The 16796-nt window shown below is 72.3% G+C and carries 15 protein-coding genes; 5 read left to right on the top strand and 10 right to left on the bottom strand.

The window, feature by feature from the left end:
• Positions 1–152: 152 nt before the first annotated feature.
• From ACWEJ6_RS38945 to ACWEJ6_RS38915, 7 genes are read right to left on the bottom strand one after another with little or no spacing between them, the layout of a single operon-like run.
• Positions 153–1784: an amidohydrolase gene (locus ACWEJ6_RS38945; RefSeq protein WP_452430394.1), complete on the bottom strand. Its 1632-nt coding sequence runs from the start codon at positions 1782–1784 to the stop codon at positions 153–155.
• A gap of 10 nt (positions 1785–1794) precedes the next feature.
• Positions 1795–3207, bottom strand: a complete 1413-nt coding sequence (locus ACWEJ6_RS38940) for an amidase (RefSeq protein ID WP_452430392.1) — start codon at positions 3205–3207, stop codon at positions 1795–1797.
• The gene (locus ACWEJ6_RS38935; protein WP_452430390.1) at positions 3204–4019 is read right to left on the bottom strand and encodes an ABC transporter ATP-binding protein; all 816 of its coding nucleotides are present in this window, start codon (positions 4017–4019) and stop codon (positions 3204–3206) included. Before ACWEJ6_RS38935 ends, ACWEJ6_RS38940 begins: the two co-directional genes overlap by 4 nt.
• Complete coding sequence (locus ACWEJ6_RS38930; protein ID WP_452430388.1) at positions 4012–4968, bottom strand: ABC transporter ATP-binding protein; 957 nt, start codon at positions 4966–4968, stop codon at positions 4012–4014. Before ACWEJ6_RS38930 ends, ACWEJ6_RS38935 begins: the two co-directional genes overlap by 8 nt.
• Entirely contained in the window at positions 4968–5801 is an 834-nt protein-coding gene (locus tag ACWEJ6_RS38925; protein WP_358300013.1) for an ABC transporter permease, read from the bottom strand. Before ACWEJ6_RS38925 ends, ACWEJ6_RS38930 begins: the two co-directional genes overlap by 1 nt.
• A gap of 22 nt (positions 5802–5823) precedes the next feature.
• Positions 5824–6789, bottom strand: coding sequence for an ABC transporter permease (locus ACWEJ6_RS38920; protein WP_452430386.1), 966 nt, complete (start codon positions 6787–6789; stop codon positions 5824–5826).
• On the bottom strand, positions 6759–8381 hold the full coding sequence (locus tag ACWEJ6_RS38915; RefSeq protein WP_452430384.1) for an ABC transporter substrate-binding protein: 1623 nt from the start codon (positions 8379–8381) through the stop codon (positions 6759–6761). Before ACWEJ6_RS38915 ends, ACWEJ6_RS38920 begins: the two co-directional genes overlap by 31 nt.
• Before the next feature lie 136 nt (positions 8382–8517).
• On the opposite strand from ACWEJ6_RS38915, the gene ACWEJ6_RS38910 reads away from it, so the two are divergent.
• On the top strand, positions 8518–9561 hold the full coding sequence (locus tag ACWEJ6_RS38910; protein ID WP_452430382.1) for a LacI family DNA-binding transcriptional regulator: 1044 nt from the start codon (positions 8518–8520) through the stop codon (positions 9559–9561).
• Here ACWEJ6_RS38910 and ACWEJ6_RS38905 read toward each other — a convergent pair whose 3' ends face one another.
• Positions 9562–10008 carry a MarR family winged helix-turn-helix transcriptional regulator gene (locus ACWEJ6_RS38905; protein ID WP_397157481.1) on the bottom strand — a complete coding sequence of 149 codons (447 nt, stop codon included), beginning with the start codon at positions 10006–10008 and terminating at the stop codon, positions 9562–9564.
• A gap of 87 nt (positions 10009–10095) precedes the next feature.
• Between ACWEJ6_RS38905 and ACWEJ6_RS38900 the strand changes: the two genes are divergently transcribed.
• From ACWEJ6_RS38900 to ACWEJ6_RS38885, 4 genes are read left to right on the top strand one after another with little or no spacing between them, the layout of a single operon-like run.
• Positions 10096–10899: a crotonase/enoyl-CoA hydratase family protein gene (locus tag ACWEJ6_RS38900; RefSeq protein WP_452430380.1), complete on the top strand. Its 804-nt coding sequence runs from the start codon at positions 10096–10098 to the stop codon at positions 10897–10899.
• The gene (locus ACWEJ6_RS38895) at positions 10896–12875 is read left to right on the top strand and encodes an acetoacetate--CoA ligase (RefSeq protein WP_452430377.1); all 1980 of its coding nucleotides are present in this window, start codon (positions 10896–10898) and stop codon (positions 12873–12875) included. Before ACWEJ6_RS38900 ends, ACWEJ6_RS38895 begins: the two co-directional genes overlap by 4 nt.
• The gene (locus ACWEJ6_RS38890) at positions 12872–13819 is read left to right on the top strand and encodes a 3-hydroxyacyl-CoA dehydrogenase NAD-binding domain-containing protein (protein ID WP_452430375.1); all 948 of its coding nucleotides are present in this window, start codon (positions 12872–12874) and stop codon (positions 13817–13819) included. The genes ACWEJ6_RS38895 and ACWEJ6_RS38890 overlap by 4 nt, the downstream gene beginning before the upstream one ends.
• Positions 13820–13836: 17 nt before the next feature.
• Entirely contained in the window at positions 13837–14733 is an 897-nt protein-coding gene (locus tag ACWEJ6_RS38885; protein ID WP_452430373.1) for an amidohydrolase family protein, read from the top strand.
• Between the two features lie 6 nt (positions 14734–14739).
• Here the strand turns inward: ACWEJ6_RS38885 and ACWEJ6_RS38880 are convergent, their stop codons facing one another.
• Positions 14740–15573, bottom strand: coding sequence for an ABC transporter permease (locus ACWEJ6_RS38880; protein WP_452430371.1), 834 nt, complete (start codon positions 15571–15573; stop codon positions 14740–14742).
• Positions 15570–16463 carry an ABC transporter ATP-binding protein gene (locus ACWEJ6_RS38875; protein WP_452430369.1) on the bottom strand — a complete coding sequence of 298 codons (894 nt, stop codon included), beginning with the start codon at positions 16461–16463 and terminating at the stop codon, positions 15570–15572. The genes ACWEJ6_RS38880 and ACWEJ6_RS38875 overlap by 4 nt, the downstream gene beginning before the upstream one ends.
• Between the last annotated feature and the right edge of the window lie 333 nt (positions 16464–16796).

Genomic DNA, 16796 nt, shown 5'->3' with positions numbered 1-16796 from the left:
GCGGCAGCCACCAGGAGCTGCTGGATCTCGGCGGCGAATACGCGGAGCTGTGGTCGTTGCAGGCGGCCCAGTACGGCATGGGCACCACCCCGTGATCCTGACCGGGCTCCCCCATCCTCGATGGGGGGGCCGGTTCACTCGGCGGCGAGCGGTCAGAAGGACGGATGCGTGTGCACCTGTCGTCCCTCCACGTAGGTGGCGAGGACGGTGATGCCGCCCAGGTCACCGGGGGGTACGGCGAACGGGTCGGCGTCGGTGACGATGAGGTCGGCGAGCTTGCCGGGCTCGATGGTCCCGGTCCGGGTGTCGAGGTGGTTGAGCCGGGCGGTGCCGATCGTGTACGCCGACAGGGCCGCCGCCACCGGGAGGCGCTGCGCGGGCAGGAACGGCCGCCCCGATCCGTCGGGGAGCATCCGGTTGACGGCGACGTGGATGCCGAGGAACGGGTCCGGGCTGCTGACCGGCCAGTCGCTGCCCGCGGCGAGGGCGGCGCCCGAGCGCAGGAGGTCGCCGAAGGGGTACTGCCAGGCGGCGCGCCGGTCGCCGAGGAAGGGAATGGTCAGCTCGTCCATCTGCGGCTCGTGCGCCGCCCACAACGGCTGGATGTTGGCGGTGACCTCCAGGGCCGCGAACCGCGGCACGTCGTCGGGATGGACGACCTGGAGATGGGCGATGTGATGCCGGTTGCCCTTGCGCCCGTTGACCTTGAGCGCCGCCTCGAACGCGTCCAGCGCCTCCCGGGCGGCCCGGTCGCCGACGGCGTGCACGTGGACCTGGACCCCGACGGCGTCCAGCCGGGTGACGTAGGCGCGCAGGTCCTCGGGCCCGACGAAGCTGATGCCGCTGTTGCCGGTCCGGCATCCACAGCCGTCCAGGTAGGGGGAGGTCATGGCGGCGGTGTAGTTCTCCGCCACGCCGTCCTGCATGATCTTCACGCTGGTGGCTCTGAACCGTCCGGTGGTGGTACGGCGGGCGAGCAGTTCGGGGATCTGCTCCTCGCCCCGGTCTCGATCCCACCACAGGGCGCCGACCACGCGCCCGGTGAGCATCGAGGCGTCGGCGGCGGCTTCGTAGGCGCGCTGGACCTCCGGGCCGACCATCGCGTCCTGCCATGCCGTCACTCCAGCCTGGTGCAGGCGTCGCTGGCCGGCCTGGAGGCCGCGCAGCAGGTCCTCGTCCGTGGGCTCGGGCACGTGCCTGCCCACGAGCGAGGCGGCGCCCTCGTGCAGGGTTCCTTGAGGGGTTCCGTCGGGTTCGCGCTCGATGCGCCCGTCGTTCGGGTCGGGGGTTCCGTCATGGACGCCGCACAGCCGCAGGGCCTCGGTGTTGACCCATGCGCCGTGCCCGTCCCTGTTGGTCAGGTAGACCGGCCGGTCGGGGACGACCTCGTCGAGGGCGATCCGGCTCGGCGTGCCGCCGGGGAACCATTCCATGGACCAGCCGCCGCCGGAGATCCAGCGCACCTCGGGATTGGCCGCGGCGTACGCGCGGACGACGGCGAGGGCGTCGGCGGCGTCCCGCGCCTCGTGCAGGTCGCACCGGGTCATGGAGAGCCCGGCCAGCACCGGGTGCACGTGGGCGTCCTGGAACCCGGGAAGCAGGGTGCGGCCGGCCAGATCGACGATCTCGGTCCGCGGGCCGGCCAGGTCGCGCATCTCCTCGACCTCGCCGAGCGCCAGGATCCGCCCGTCGCGTACGGCCACCGCGCGGCTGGGAGCGCCGGCCATGGGACGCACCCGGCCGTTGAGGAACACGATGTCGGCAGTTTTGTCGGCAAAAGTCATGTAGGTCTCCTCAGAGCTGCGGGCGGGTGGGCCACGGCAGGACGCGTTCGACGGCGGCGCCGATGTGGAAGACCGTCGCGTCGTCGTAGCTGCGGCCGACGATCTGCGCCCCCGTCGGCACGCCGTTCGACGCGAGACCGGACGGGACGTTGAGCACGGGGCAGCGGCTGGCGATGTTGAAGACGGTCGTCAGCGAGTACTCCAGGTAGTGGTCGAGCTGGACCCCGTTGACCGTCAGCTTGGTGTCCACGTAGTCCTCGCCCGCGGGCAGCGCGGCGGTGCCCGCGGTGGGGCAGATCAGCGCGTCGTACCGGTCGAGCAGGTCGCCGATCACGGCGTAGATGCGGCCCTCCAGCTCCAGCCCGGCCAGGAAGCCGTCCCGCGCCAGCGCGGCGCGCGAGTCCTCGGCGAAGGCGAGGGCGTAGGGCGTGAGCTCGTCGCGGTGCGTCTCCGCCACGCCGGCGACCATGGGGCCGAAGATGGCGCCGAAGTGGATGAAGGCCGCGCGCATGACGTCGGCGCGCCGCAACGGCACCTCCACCTGCTCCACGATGGCGCCGGCCGCGGCCAGCGCGTCGGCGACCGCGCGGGTGTTGGCCGCGACGTCCGGCTCGATCTCCCAGTTCCCCAGGTCGGGGGAATAGGCGATGCGCAACCCCGCGACGTCGCCGAGGCGTTCGGGGAGGTGCGCGGCGGGGCGGATGGAGACGACGTCGGCCGGGTGCGGCCCGACGATGACGTTCTGCAGGAGCGCGCAGTCGGCGACGGTACGGGCCATCGGCCCGTCATGGCAGTAGTGGTCCAGGTTGTACGGCGACATCGCGGGCACCCGCCCGTAAGGCGGCTTGTATCCGACCGTGCCGGTGGCCGCGGCGGGCAGCCGGATCGAGCCGCCGATGTCGGACCCCGTGGCCAGCGTCGCCGTCCCCGACGCCAGGGCCGCGCCCGCGCCGCCGGAGGAACCGCCGGGCGAGTAGTCCAGGTTCCAGGGGTTACGGGTGAGGCCCCACAGCCGGGAGTGCGTGTAGGCGGCGCAGCAGAACTCCGGCGTGGTGGTGCGGGCATGGACGATCCCGCCGGCGGCGACGACCCGTTCGACGACCGGATGGGTGGTGTCGGCGACGTGGCTGGCGTAGGCCAGGGAACCGTCGCTGGCGCGCATTCCCGCGATCGGCTGCTCGTCCTTGGTGGCGACCGGCAGCCCTTCGAGCGGTCGCGGCGACCCGTTGCCGAGGTAGGCGCGCTCGGCCTTCCTGGCCTGGTCGAGCGCCTCGTCGAACATCGTCTCGCTGAGCGCGTTGACCCGCGGCTCGACGGCCTCGGCCCGCTCGATGACCGCGGTCATGAGCTCGACGGGCGACAGGGCCCGGGTCCTGAACAGCTTCAGGGCTTGCGTGGCGGACAGGTGTGCGAGCTCACTCACATGATCTCCTGAAGGGCGCGCCGGTCGGCGGCGATCTGGGCGGGATCCCAGCCCGGCCGCGGCACGGAGTGCAGCAGCAGGCGGGTGTAGGGATGCTGGGGGGCGGCCAGGACCTGCGCGGTCGGCCCGGCCTCGACGACCTTGCCGCGGTGGAGCACGACGATGTCGTCGGCCGCGTGCCGGACCAGGGCCAGGTCGTGGGTGATGAACAGGTAGGCGATGTCGAGGTCGCGGCGGATGCGCGCCAGCAGGTCGAGGATCTGCGCCTGGATGGACACGTCGAGCGCCGAGGTGGCCTCGTCCAGGATCAGCACCTTCGGCGCGGTGGCCAGCGCGCGGGCGATGGCGACCCGCTGGCGCTGGCCGCCGGACAACCGCCTGGGCCGTACGGCGGCCTCACGCTCGCCGAGCCCGACGCGCTCCAGCAGCTCCTCGCGCCGGGCCCGCCGGGCCTGCTTGTCCAGGGCGAAATGCAGCCGTAGCGGCTCCTCCACGCATTCGCTCACGCTGATCCGCGGATCCAGGGAGAGGTAGGGGTCCTGGAAGACCATCTGGATCTCGCGCGCCCGCGACAGCCTGGCCCGGCGGCCCCGCGGGGCGCGCGAGCGATTCCGGCCCTCGACGCTGATCCGCCCGGCGTCCGGGATCTCCAGGCCGACGAGCATCCGCGCGGTCGTCGTCTTGCCCGAGCCCGACTCGCCCACCACGGCGAGCGAGCCGCCGGCCCGCAGCGAGAAGGAGACGCCGTCCACGGCCGCCTTGTGGCCGTACGCCTTGCGCAGCCCCTCGACCTCCAGCACGTTCTCAGTCATGGACCGGCTCTCCAGCTCTCAGGCACGCCACCCGCGCGCGTTCCAGGATCTCCAGGTCGGGCCGTTGCTCCCGGCATCGCTCGACGGCCAGACCGCAGCGGGCCTCGAAGGCGCACCCGGCCGGGGACTCGGCCAGCGACAACGGCCTGCCGGGCACGCCGTGCGGCGGCTCGTGCGACTCCAGCCGGGGCGTGGCCGCCAGCAGCCCGGCCGTGTAGGGGTGCCGGGGCCGGGCGAAGAGCTCGCCGGTGGCCTGCTCCTCGACGATCCGGCCCGCGTACATCACGTAGATGCGGTCGCAGATGGCCGCGGCCAGCTCCAGGTCGTGGGTGACGAACAGCATGCCCATCCCGCGCGCGGTCCTGAGGTGGGACAGGATCGCGATGACCTCCGCCTGCGTCGTGACGTCCAGGGCGGTCGTCGGCTCGTCGGCGAGCAGCAGGTCGGGCTCCGCGGCCAGCGCCCCGGCGATCATCACCCGTTGCAGCATCCCGCCGGAGAACTCGTGCGGGTGACGGCGCAGCGCGGCTTTCGGGTCCTCGATGCCCACCGCCTCCAGCAGTCCCTCCGCCCGATCGAGAGCCTGCCGGTACGGCAGCCCGCCCGCCCGCAGTCCCTCGGTGACGAAGTCGCCGATCCGCCGGACGGGATTGATCGACGCTCGCGGATCCTGGAAGATCATCGCTACTCGGCGGCGGCGCAGGTCGCGCAGCCCCGCGGCGGTCTGCGCCAGCGCGTCCTGGCCGTCGACCAGGACGCGCCCGCTCACGGCGGTCCGTCCGGGCAGCAGGCCGAGCACGGCCCGGCAGGTGACGGACTTGCCTGACCCGGACTCGCCGACGAGCCCGACGGCCTCGCCCTGGGCGACGCGCAGCGACACCGCGTCCAGGATGGGCCGGGCCGCCTGGCCGGGCGCCAGCCGTACGGTCAGATCGTCGATCTGGAGCATCAGCGCTCCCTCCCGGAGACCCGGTCGGCGATGCCCTCGCCGACGACGCTGAAGGCCACCACCGTGATCACGACGGCCGCGCCGGGGGCCAGCGCGGGCAGCATGGCGCCCTGGAGCAGGGCGGAGGCCCCTTCGTTGATCATGGCGCCCCAGTCGGGGACGGGCGGTTGCGTGCCGAACCCGAGGAAGGACAGCGCCGCGAGGTCCATGAGCGCGTAGCCGAAGTTGATCGCCGACTGGGCGAGGATCAGCGGGACGACATTGGGGACCAGGTGTCTCAGGCAGATGACCCACCCGGACCAGCCCTGCACCCGGTAGGCGTGGATGTAGGGGCGGGACATCTCGCGCAGGGCGACGCCGCGCGCCAGCCGTCCGACGTAGGGGGTGTAGGCGATGCTCATCGCCACGACGGGCGCGGTCAGGCCGGGGCCGAACATGGCCACCAGCGTGATCGCCAGCAGCAGCGCGGGAAAGGCGAAGACGAAGTCCATGGCGCGGGACAGGACCGCGTCGAGCACACCGCCGGTCCAGGCGGCCAGGACGCCGAGCAGGGTGCCCGCCACCGTCGACAGGGTCACCACCAGGAGCGGGCCGAGCAGTCCCGCCCGCGCGCCGTGGATCAGGCGGGACAGGATGTCGCGGCCGGACTGGTCGGCCCCGAGCAGGTGATCGGCGCTCGGGCCGCTCAACGCGGCCGGGAAGTCGATGGCGAGCGGGTCGTGCGGCGCCACGACCGGCGCCAGGATCGCCACCGTCACCAGGACGGCCAGGACGGCGACGCCGGCGACGGTCATCCGGTCCGCGGGAAGCCGGTAGCGGCGGTGGAAGGTCACGGCTGTCAAGAGGACTCCTTCACTACGCCCTGCGCAGGCGCGGATCGATGGCCGGCTGAATCAGGTCGACCAGCAGGTTGGCCGCCGCGAAGACGACGACGATCAAGGTGGTGACGGCCTGCACGACCGGGAAGTCCTTGACGGTGACCGAGCTGACCAGCAGTTGCCCGATCCCGGACAGGCCGAAGGCGGTCTCCACGATCGAGGTCGCGACGAGCAGCCCGGCGATCACCGTGCCGGTGACCGTGCTGATCGGGCCGAAAGAGTTGCGCAGGACGTGGCGCCGGATCACCGCGTTCTCCTGGACGCCGCGCGAGCGTGCCACCTCGACGTGCTCGCGGGCCAGCTCCTCCAGCATGGACGAGCGGGTGACCCGGGCCAGCAGACCGGCGAACGTCAGGGCGAGCGCGGCCGCGGGCAGGGTCAGATGCCAGACGCGGTCGACCGGTCCCGCACCGTTGCCGAAGGCGGGGAACCAGCCGAGCTGGACGGAGAACAGCGAGATCAGCCCGATCGCCGCGACGAAGGAGGGGGTCGCGGTGGCCACCCCGGTGCCGATGAGGACGATCCTGTCGAGCGGGCCGGGCCGCAGCGCGGCCAGGGCGCCGAGGACCAGCCCCGCGACCACGATGAGCAGCCCCGCGTAGCCGACCAGGAAGAGCGTCGTGGGCAGCCTGGCCAGAAGCAGCCCGGTCACGTCCTGCCGGAACTGCACCGACCGGCCGAAGTCCCCGGTCACCGCGCCGCCGACCCATTTGAGGTACTGCATGAGGAACGGATCGTCCAGGTGGTACTGCGCCCTGATCGCCGCGATCGCCTGCGGAGAGGCCGAACGCCCCTGGGTGAGGAAGGAGGCCGGGTCGCCGGGAGCCAGGTACACGGCGGAGAACACCGCGAACGACGCCCCGGCCAGCGTCGCCACCAGCCCGGCGAGCCTGCGGGCCAGGAAGGCGCCCATCAGTTCGCCGACCCGAGCGCTGCCGCCCACGGGTAGACGAGCTGGGTGATGCCGGTGGGCGCGCCGGTGAGCCGCTTGTTGAGGAACATGCTGTGCGGCACCTCGTACAGCGGGATCCACACCATGTCCCGGACGGCGATCTCCTGGAGCTTGGCGACCACGGCGGCGCGGGCCGCGGGGTCGGCCTCGGCGCCCGCCTGGTCGACGAGCCTGTCGTACTCGGGGTCGGAGTAGCCGCCGTAGTTGGCGAAGTTGCCGGTCTGCAGGATTCCGTAGAACTCCAGCGGATCGGGGGTGGAGTCGTACCAGATGGTCATGACCAGGTCGACGCCCTGGCGGGCCTTGGGGTCGGAGAACAGCGCGGAGTAGGCGTCGGGGGCCACCGCCTTCTGCTCGACCCGCAGGCCGATGGCCTGGCCCGCGGCCTGGACGGCGTTGGCGATGACGCCGATGTCGGGAGCCATCGTGCTCGTGGCGATCACGATCTTCTTGCCCGTCCCGCCGGCCTCCTTGACCAGCTTCCTGGCCCCTTCGAGGTCGGTGCTCAGCTCGGGGAGCTTGGCGTAGTACTGCTTGGCCGCCTCGGGGGCGATGCCCCACGCGCCGATCGCCGCGGGCGCCTTCGCCGGTGTGGCCACCCCGGCCACGCTGGCCTGGAGAATGGCCTTGCGGTCGAGTGCCATGGACAGCGCCTTGCGCAGCCTCAGGTCGCCGAGCGTGCCCTTGAGGTCGAGCGGGATGAGGCTGACGGCCGCGGTGTTCGGGCCGAAGTACAGCTTGCCGCTGGAGGCGCTGCCCAGGCGGGTGAAGCCGGTGGTGGGGACCAGGTAGCTGCCGTCCGCCTCGCCCGAGAGCAGGGCGTTGACGCGGGCCGCCGGGTCGGAGATGAAGACGTTCCGCACGGTCGCGGCCCTGGCCTTGAGCGCGGGGTCCCAGTAGCCGTCGAAGCGTTTCAGGTTGATCGCCTGCCCCTTCTCCCACTTGTCGAGGGCGTACGGCCCGGTGCAGTTGACGCCCTTGTCGGGGGTGCCGTACCCGGCGCCCTGCGCGGCCAGGAACGCGGCGCTCTCGATGGTCCCGGCCGAGGTGCCCATCTGCTCGTTGAACAGGTGGTCGGGCTTCTTCAGGTGGACGGTGACCTCCATGGGGCCGGTCTTCTCCACCGATTTGACGTTCTGGTAGGACGAGACCCAGTACGAACCCACCGCCGGATCCATGTGCCGCCGCATGCTCGCCACCACGTCGTCGGCGGTGAGCGGCGATCCGTCGTGGAAGCGCACGCCCTGGCGGATCGTGTACACCCAGCGCCGGGGGTCCGGGGACTCGGCCTTGCCGGCCAGGCCCGGCTCCACCCGGAAGCCGGGGGTGATCCGCATGAGCTGCTCGCACACGTTGGCGAGCACGGTGTTGGGCGGGTAATCGAAGGCGTAGGCGTAGTCGAGCGACTGCGGCTCGGCGTAGAGCGCCCAGGTCACGGCATCCACCGGGCCCTTGGCCGGCGGCAGGTCCGCCGTGACGGTGAAGGCTGCGGAGCCGGCGGCCTTCGGGGCGGCCGCGCCCCCTCCACAGGCAGTGGCCGCCAGTACGGCCAGCGCCGCGGCGGCGAGTCGAGCGGTACGCATCGGACCACCTCATCCTCGTGCGGGAAAGTGCCATGAGTATTGGTGAAGGAACGTTCCTGCACAAGACACTGAAGGAACGATTCAGCAACGGTCAGCGAGGTGGCGAATCGGCTGACATCCTGCAAAGATCGGACCCATGGAAGAGCCAGAGCGTAAGGTCGGCGCGCGCGTGCGCCTGGTGGACGTCGCCCGCGCGGCGGGGGTGTCCAAGACCACCGTCTCGGACGCGCTCAACGGCGCCGGCCGCCTCCCCGACGCCACCCGCGAGCATGTCCGGCAGGTGGCGCGCCGGCTCGGATACCGGCCGAACGCCACGGCGCGGCGGCTGCGCGCCGGGCGCTCACGCCTGCTCGGCCTCGCCGCCCGCGAGTTCGTCGAGCATCCGTGGTTCTACACCGAGCTCGCCTACTTCGCCCGGCTGACCGCCGCCACCACCCGCGCGGGCATGACCCACGGATACGGCGTGGTGCTGCTGCCCACCACCGGCCCCGACGACTACTGGACGGACCTGCCTCTCGACGGCGTGTTCGTGGTGGATCCGGTCGAGGGAGACCCTCTGGTCGGGGACTTTCTCGCCGCGGGGGTGGCCGTGGTCTCCGACCGCAGAGCCGTGGCGGGGACACCGTGGCCGTGGGTCGACTTCGACTACGGCGCGGCCCTGCGCGGCGTGCTCGACCACCTGGAGGAGGGGGGCGCCCGGCGGATCGCCGCGGTCGGCGCCCCGACCACGGCCTGCTACCACCGTGATTCCGTCCGGGCCTATCTCGACTGGAGTGCGGAAAGGGGCCGCGACCCGTTGCTGGCCCAGCTCGACGGCCCCGGGTTCGAACCGACGCTGGCCGCGGTGGAGGGGTTGCTGAGTGATCCCGAGCCGCCGGACGCGCTGGTCGTGCTCGTCGAGGTCAGTCCGTCGCTGCTCCTGGACCGGATCCGCAAGCTCGGCAGGTCGGTGCCCGGCGACCTGCTGCTGGTCTGCGCGACGGAGGACCCCACGGCGCCGTTCACGGATCCGCCCGTCAGCACGCTCAGCTTCCTGCCGGTCGAGACGGCCGACATCGCGGTCGGGATGCTCGTCGACCTCATCGAGGGCCGCGGTGTCGCGGGCGGCCGGCTGCTCCAGGCGAGGTTCGACGTCCGGGCCTCCTCCGATCCCCGCTCCGTGCCGGGAGCCGGGAAGTGATCACTTTCTGGGCGGGCGCAGAGTCGTCCACGCCACGGTGAGGGCGGTGCGGAAGGTGTCGGCCTGCTCGGGCGACAGGCCCGAGATCATGCGGTCCTCAAGCTCGGCGGCGGCCTCGGCGTGGGCGTCGAGGAGCGCCCGGCCCTCGTCGGTGAGGTAGAGCAGCAGTTCCCGCTTGTTGGCCGGGTTGGGCGAGCGGCGGATGAGGTGACGCCGGTCGAGGGCGCCGATCACGTCGGCCATGGCCTGCGGGGTGACGAAGGAGTCGCGGGCGAGCTGGGCGGCGGTCACCCCGTCCTTGTGCTGCAGCACGGTGAGCGCCGTGTACTGCGGCGTGGTCACGGCCGCGCCGCGCAGCATCTCGTCCAGGCGCGACCTGATCGCCAGTTCGAGCCGTTTGACGGCGTACAGCAGCGACGGGGTGGGGCGGGGCGGGGCGCTGGCCATGACGAACAGTATCCCAGCCAGGCATTGACAGGAAACCTGATGATACTTCAGCCTTCTTCATCAGGATTCCTGTCAATTGGAGAGCTTGTGATCCCTCCCTGCCCCGACCTGCCCCCGTCTCTGACGCTGGAGCGCCGTGGGGACATCGCGGTGCTGTCGTTGAACCGGCCGGCCAAGCGCAACGCGCTGGACGACGCCACGATCGCCGGGCTCGGCGCCTTCTTCGCCGCCCCGCCCGCGTGGGCCGGGGCCGCGGTGCTCGCCGCCGAGGGCGCGCACTTCTCCGCCGGGCTCGACCTCGGCGAGCTCACCGTACGAGACGCCGCCGGCGGCCTGCACCACTCGCGCGGCTGGCACGAGGCGATGGGCCGGATCGACCACGGCGCCCTGCCGGTGATCGCGGTCCTGAAGGGCGCCGTCATCGGCGGCGGCCTGGAACTGGCGGCGGCCGCGCACCTGCGCGTCGCCGAGGAGTCGGCGTTCTTCGCCTTCCCCGAGGGCAGCCGGGGGCTCTTCGTGGGCGGCGGCGCCTCGGTCCGGGTCTCCCGGCTGATCGGCGCCCAGCCGATGATCGACATGATGCTCACCGGAAGGGTCCTGACGGCCGCGGAAGGCGAGGCCCGCGGCCTGGTCGACTACCGGGTGGCCGAAGGCGACGGGATCACCAAGGCCCTTGCCCTGGCCGAGCAGGTCATCGGGAACCCGCCGATCGCCAACTACGCCGTCCTGCACGCCCTGCCGCGCATCGCGGACGCCGACGCCGAGACCGGGCTGCTGCTGGAATCGCTCATGTCGGCCGTGGCGCAGAGCAGCCCGGAGGCCAAGGCCCGGATACGGGACTTCCTCGACGGCCGGGCCGCCAAGGTCGGCCGTCCGGGAGCCGCCCGATGAGCGCCCCCCTCCCCCCGGCGGAGCCGCTGTACGTCCCCGGCCCCGAGCAGATCGCCCGAGCGCACGCCACCGGCTTCATCGGCTGGCTCGCCCGCGAGCGCGGCGTGACCGTGCCGACCTGGGCGGAGCTGCGGCACTGGTCGGTCACCGGCGTCGAGGACTTCTGGGCGGCCGTGTGGGCCTACTTCGAGGTCAAGGCCCACACGCCCTACGACAGCGTCCTGGCCGAACCGGGCATGCCCGGCGCCCGCTGGTTCCCTGGAGCGACCCTGAACTACGCCGAGCACTGCCTCGGCACGCCCGAGGACGCCGGCCAGGTCGCGGTCGTCGGCCACTCCCAGACCCGGCCGCGCGTCGAGCTCACCTTCGCCGAGCTCGCCGAGCAGGTCCGGCGCGTACGGGCCGGCCTGCGGCGGCTCGGGGTGCGGCGTGGCACCCGGGTGGTGGCCTACCTGCCCAACTGCCCGGAGACGCTGATCGCGTTCCTGGCCACGGCGAGCCTCGGCGGCATCTGGGCGAGCTGCGCCCCGGAGTTCGCCGCCCCCGCCGTGGTGGACCGGTTCGGCCAGATCGAGCCGGCCGTCCTGCTCGCGGTGGCGGGCTACACCTACGGGGACAAGAAGATCGACCGGCGCGAGCAGGTCCAGGCGATCCGGGACGGCATGCCCTCGCTGGAGCACGTCGTGCACGTCCCGTACGGCGAGCTCGACCTCCCCGGCGCCCTGGCCTGGACGGAGCTCGCCGCGCCCACGGACCAGGCGCTGCGGTTCGAGCCGGTGCCCTTCGACCACCCCCTGTACGTGCTGTTCTCCTCCGGCACCACCGGCAAGCCGAAGGCCATCGTGCACGGCCACGGCGGCATCCTGCTGGAGCACCTCAAGAACCACGCCTTCCATTGGGACCTGGGCCCCGGCGACCGGCTGCTGTGGTTCACCACGACGGCGTGGATGATGTGGAACACGCTGGTCTCCGCGCTGCTCGTGCGCTCCTCGATCGTGATGATCGACGGCAACCCGCTCCACCCCGACCTGCGCGCGCAGTGGCGGCTCGCGCAGGAGACCGGCGCCACCCTCATGGGCGCCAGCCCCGGCTACCTGATGGCCTGCCGCAAGGAAGGGGTGCGGCCGGGCGAGGAGTTCGACCTGTCCCGGCTGCGGCAGATCGGCGTGGCCGGCAGCCCCTTCCCCGCCGAGGGCTTCCGGTGGGTGGCCGAACAGCTCGGCCCCGCCGTCCTGCTGAACGTCGGCAGCGGCGGCACCGACGTGTGCACCGGCCTCGTCCAGGGATCGCCGTTGCAGCCCGTGTGGGAGGGGGAGATGTCCGGGCCGAGCCTCGGTGTGGACGCCAAGGCGTTCGACGAGCACGGCAACGTGGTGATCGGCGGCGTCGGTGAGCTCGTCATCACCGCGCCGATGCCCTCGATGCCGGTACGCCTGTGGGGCGACGACGACGGCCGCCGGATGCGCGAGACCTACTTCAGCCGTTATCCCGGCGTCTTCCGCTTCGGCGACTGGTGCCGTTTCTCCGCCCACGGCTCCTGCGTCGTCACCGGCCGATCGGATGCCACGCTCAACCGCGGCGGCGTCCGGCTGGGCACCGCCGAGTTCTACCGGGCCTTGCAGGACGTCGAAGAGGTCACCGACAGCCTCGTCGTCCACCTGGAGAGCAAGGAGGGCGACATGGGGGAACTGATCCTGTTCGTCACCCTCGCCGACGGGTTCGTGCTGGACGAGCCGTTACGCGCCCGCCTGATCGCGCGCATCCGCGCCACCCTGTCCCCGCGGCACGTGCCCGACGCCCTCCTGGCCGTCCCCGCGATGCCCTACGGGCGAACCGGCAAGAAGCTCGAAGTCCCCGTCAAGAAGATCCTGCTGGGCGCCGCCCCCGACGAGGTCGCCTCGGCAGGCTCCCTCATGGACCCGGCGGCGCTCGACGCGTTCACCGCCATCGCCCGCGACCGTGCGAGGCGGGCGTGACGAGCCCGGCGGACCAGCCGGTCGCCGTCATCGGCACGGGCGTCATCGGCGCCGGATGGGCGGCGCTGTTCCTCGCCCGCGGCCTCGACGTCACCGCCTTCGACCCCGCTCCGGACGCCGAGGAACGGTTGCGGGCCGCGCTCGACCTGGCCTGGCCCGCGCTCACCCGGCTCGGCCTGACCGACGGCGCCTCCCGCGACCGGCTCACCTTCACCGCGACCTGCGGTGACGCCGTCGCCGGAGCGCGGTTCGTCCAGGAGAGCGGGCCGGAGCGCGCCGACCTCAAGCGGGCACTGCTGGCCACGCTGGACGAGGCGGCTCCGCCGAGTGCGCCGATCGCCAGCAGTTCGTCGGGCCTGATGCCCAGCCACCTTCAGGAGATGTGTCCCGCGCATCCCGAAAGGGTGCTCGTCGGACATCCCTTCCACCCCGCCCACCTGATCCCGCTGGTGGAAGTCGTGCCCGGCGAGCGCACCGGCCCGGACATCACCCGGCGGACGATGGACTTCTACCGCTCCCTCGGCAAGCGGCCGGTGCTCGTGCGGCGTGAGGTTCCCGGGCACCTCGCCAACCGGCTCCAGGCCGCCCTGTGGCGGGAGGCGTACTCGCTGGTGGAACGGGGAGTCGCGAGCGTCGCCGACATCGACGCCGCCATCGCGAACGGCCCCGGCCTGCGGTGGGCCCTGCTCGGCCCGCTGGTCAACCAGCACCTTTCGGGCGGCCCCGGCGGGATGGCGCACACCCTGCGCCACCTCGGCCCGCCCGCCCAGACCTGGATGGACGACCTCGGCGCGCCGCGGCTCACCCCCGAACTCGCCGGCCTGCTCGTCGACGGCGTGCGCGCCGAGCTCGACGGCATCGACCAGGAAGCCATGGCGGCCGACCGCGACGCGCTGCTCGTCGGCCTGCTGCAGGCCAAGCGCCGGCACCACGCCCTTCCCTGACACACCGAGAAGGAACGATGACCTACACCCCGCGCATCGACCCGGACGCCATCGTGGCCCTGGACGTCCACGCCCACATCGAGGCCGACCACCACGGCCGCCTGTCCCTCGACGCCGAGCTGATGGCGGCCTCGGCGAAGTACTTCAAAGCCGGTCAGGACCGCACCCCGACCATCGACCGCGTCGCCGCCTACTACCGGCAGCGCAACATGGCCGCGGTGGTCTTCACCGTCGACGCCGCCACCGAACTCGGCCACCCGGCCCTGTCCAGCGAGGAGATCGCCCGTCAGGCGGCCGAACACGCCGACGTCCTCATCCCCTTCGGCTCCGTGGACCCGCGCCGCGGTCCGGCCGCCGTCGCCCAGGCCCGGCGGCTCGTGCGGGACTTCGGCGTGCTCGGCTTCAAGTTCCACCCGAGCCTGCAGGGCTTCACCCCCAACGACCCTGCCCACTATCCGCTCTGGCGGGCGCTGGAGGAGCTGGGCAGCGTCGCGCTGTTCCACACCGGCCAGACCGGCATCGGCGCCGGCCTGCCCGGCGGGCGCGGCATCAAGCTGCGCCACTCCGACCCGATGCTGCTCGACGACGTCGCCGCCGATTTCCCCGGGCTCACGATGATCCTCGCGCACCCGTCGGTGCCCTGGGTCGACGCGTCCCTGTCCATCGCCGGCCACAAGTCCAACGTCTACCTCGACCTGTCCGGCTGGTCACCGAAGTACTTCCCGCCGCAGCTCGTCCGCCAGGCCGCCGGGCCCTTGCGGCACAAGGTCCTGTTCGGCTCCGACTACCCCGTCCTCACCCCCGACCGCTGGATGGCCGATTTCGCCGCCCTGGACGTCAAGGACGAGGCCAAGCCACTCATCTACAAGGAGAACGCCCTACGCGTTCTCGGCCTGCGCGGGGCGAGCCGATGACGGCGTTCACCCGACCCGTCGCAGGGCACGGTCACGACGTGCCGCCACCGTGGAGCCGGACTCGCCGCGTGCCATCCGCCGCAGCACGAGCGGCGCCACGAGCAGGCCGAGCACCGCCCAGGCGCCCAGCACTCCCACGGTCTCCAGGTGTCGCCAGGACGCGCCGATCTCGACGGCCACCGCCGCGTCCGGCAGCAGGGCCGAGCGCATTCCGAGCCCCATCCAGTAGAGGGGGAAGACCTGGGCGATCCACTGCAGCCACTCGGGCAGCGAGGTGATCGGGTAGAAGATGCCGGAGATCCCGATCAGGGCCAGGAACGGCAGCTGGACCAGCCCTTGGGCCCGTGCGGTGGCGAACACCGAGCCGAGGACGGCGCCGATGGGCAGGGTCGCGACCAGGCCGAGCGCCAGCACCCAGGCCAGTGCGGGCCAGGAGCCCGGGCTGATCCGCAGGCCCTCGACGAGCAGCACGGCGGGCACGAGGAAGATCGCCAGGTCGGCCAGCAGACCTCCGGACACCGAGATCACCTTGCCGATCAGGTAGGCGGGCATGCCGTGCGGGGTCGCCTTGGCCCGCAGCAGCGTGCCGTCCTCGCGGTCGGCGGTGAGCTGCTGGCTCATGCTGATCAGACCGGTCGCGGCGTTCATGCCGAGGATGCCGGGCAAGGCCAGGGCGCCGAGAAGGAGGGCGCCGACGGACAGGTCCCGGATGAAGAACAGCGTGGCCACCATCAGGGCGGGCCACAGGAAGTGGGAGAACAGCTCGGCGCCGTTGGTGAACGACTGCCGCAGCTCGATCAGCCCCCGGGACCAGCCCGCGCGCAGGACGGTCGCGTTCATCGGGCCGCTCCCTCGGCCTCGCGCACCAGCGCCAGGTACGTCTGCTCCAGCGAGGCCCGGACGATCTCCAGCTCCTGGACGTCGTCGCCGTGACGGGCGAACAGCTCGCGGGCGAACGCAGTGGAGTCGGGCGTCCGCTCGACGTACCGCCGTCCGTCGTGCAGCCAGCGCACCTCGTCCTCGCCGGCGATCCGTCGTGCCAGCGCGGCGGCGGTGCCGTCGGCGACGATCCGGCCGCCGTTCAGCACGAGGATGCGGTCGGCCAGCTTCTCGGCCTCGTCCAGGTCGTGGGTGGTGAGCAGGACGGTGGTCTCGCGGGCGTCGGCCAGGTCGCGTACGAGCTCGTGGAAGTCGGACCTGGCCTGCGGGTCGAAACCGGTGGTCGGCTCGTCGAGGAACAACAGCTCCGGGCGCCCCACGAGCCCGATCGCCACGTCGAGCCTGCGCCGCTGGCCGCCCGACAGCGTCTTGAGCTTCTTGCCGGCGTGCTCGACCAGGCCGACCCTCGCGATCAACTCGTCGGGGTCCCAGGGGCGCGGGATGCCGGGGGTGGCGTACGGGGCGTAGTAGGCGCCCAGGTGGGCGAGGAGTTCGCGTACCGGCCAGTTGCCGTGGTCGCGCCAGGACTGCAGCACGATCCCGAGCCTGGCCCGCCACGACTCGTCGCCGTGCGAGGGGTCGGCGCCGAGCACGGAGACCCGGCCCTGCGACCGGACGCGGAAGCCCTCCAGGATCTCGATCGTGGTGGTCTTGCCCGCGCCGTTCGGCCCCAGCAGGGCCAGGACCTCGCCGTGGCGGGCCTGGAACGTGACGTCGTGCAGGACGTCGGTCGAGCCGTAGCGCATGCGCAGCCCGTCGACGTCGAGCACGACATCGGTGCTCCTTGTCATGAGATGACCTCTCTTCGTGATCGGATGCCCTCGTGCCGGAGCGACTGCCGGCGAAGCCCGGCGCGAGGGCATGGCGCATCGCGGCCCGCACCGGGGCCGGAGCGTGGGGGTCAGGGGTGCCGGTTACCGGCTTTCGCGCGTGAACGTCTCCTCGACGCGGTCCGTCAGATCGGTCTCGACGAGCGCGTCGGCGGACTCCCGAGGCACGTTTTCCGGCATGTAAGCAACCTTAGTTGACTATTCTGGCCCAGTCAACCGGAGTTGCTTAAGCAGGGCGAGGGTGCCGTGCGAGCTCGTGGCGGGGGCGGCTTCTGCGCGGATACGCGACGGACA

This window comes from Nonomuraea sp. NPDC004702 (assembly GCF_053601695.1).
Note: the sequence above shows the minus strand (reverse complement) of the source record. Positions and strands in the feature narration are given on the sequence as shown.

Excerpts from the sequence above, each read along its gene's own strand:
- ACWEJ6_RS38945 (WP_452430394.1), bottom strand. The coding sequence starts at position 1,784 with ATGACTTTTGCCGACAAAACTGCCGACATCGTGTTCCTCAACGGCCGG.
- ACWEJ6_RS38935 (WP_452430390.1), bottom strand. The coding sequence starts at position 4,019 with ATGACTGAGAACGTGCTGGAGGTCGAGGGGCTGCGCAAGGCGTACGGC.
- ACWEJ6_RS38930 (WP_452430388.1), bottom strand. The coding sequence starts at position 4,968 with ATGCTCCAGATCGACGATCTGACCGTACGGCTGGCGCCCGGCCAGGCG.
- ACWEJ6_RS38915 (WP_452430384.1), bottom strand. The coding sequence starts at position 8,381 with ATGCGTACCGCTCGACTCGCCGCCGCGGCGCTGGCCGTACTGGCGGCC.
- ACWEJ6_RS38910 (WP_452430382.1), top strand. The coding sequence starts at position 8,518 with ATGGAAGAGCCAGAGCGTAAGGTCGGCGCGCGCGTGCGCCTGGTGGAC.
- ACWEJ6_RS38905 (WP_397157481.1), bottom strand. The coding sequence starts at position 10,008 with ATGGCCAGCGCCCCGCCCCGCCCCACCCCGTCGCTGCTGTACGCCGTC.
- ACWEJ6_RS38895 (WP_452430377.1), top strand. The coding sequence starts at position 10,896 with ATGAGCGCCCCCCTCCCCCCGGCGGAGCCGCTGTACGTCCCCGGCCCC.
- ACWEJ6_RS38885 (WP_452430373.1), top strand. The coding sequence starts at position 13,837 with ATGACCTACACCCCGCGCATCGACCCGGACGCCATCGTGGCCCTGGAC.
- ACWEJ6_RS38880 (WP_452430371.1), bottom strand. The coding sequence starts at position 15,573 with ATGAACGCGACCGTCCTGCGCGCGGGCTGGTCCCGGGGGCTGATCGAG.
- ACWEJ6_RS38875 (WP_452430369.1), bottom strand. The coding sequence starts at position 16,463 with ATGACAAGGAGCACCGATGTCGTGCTCGACGTCGACGGGCTGCGCATG.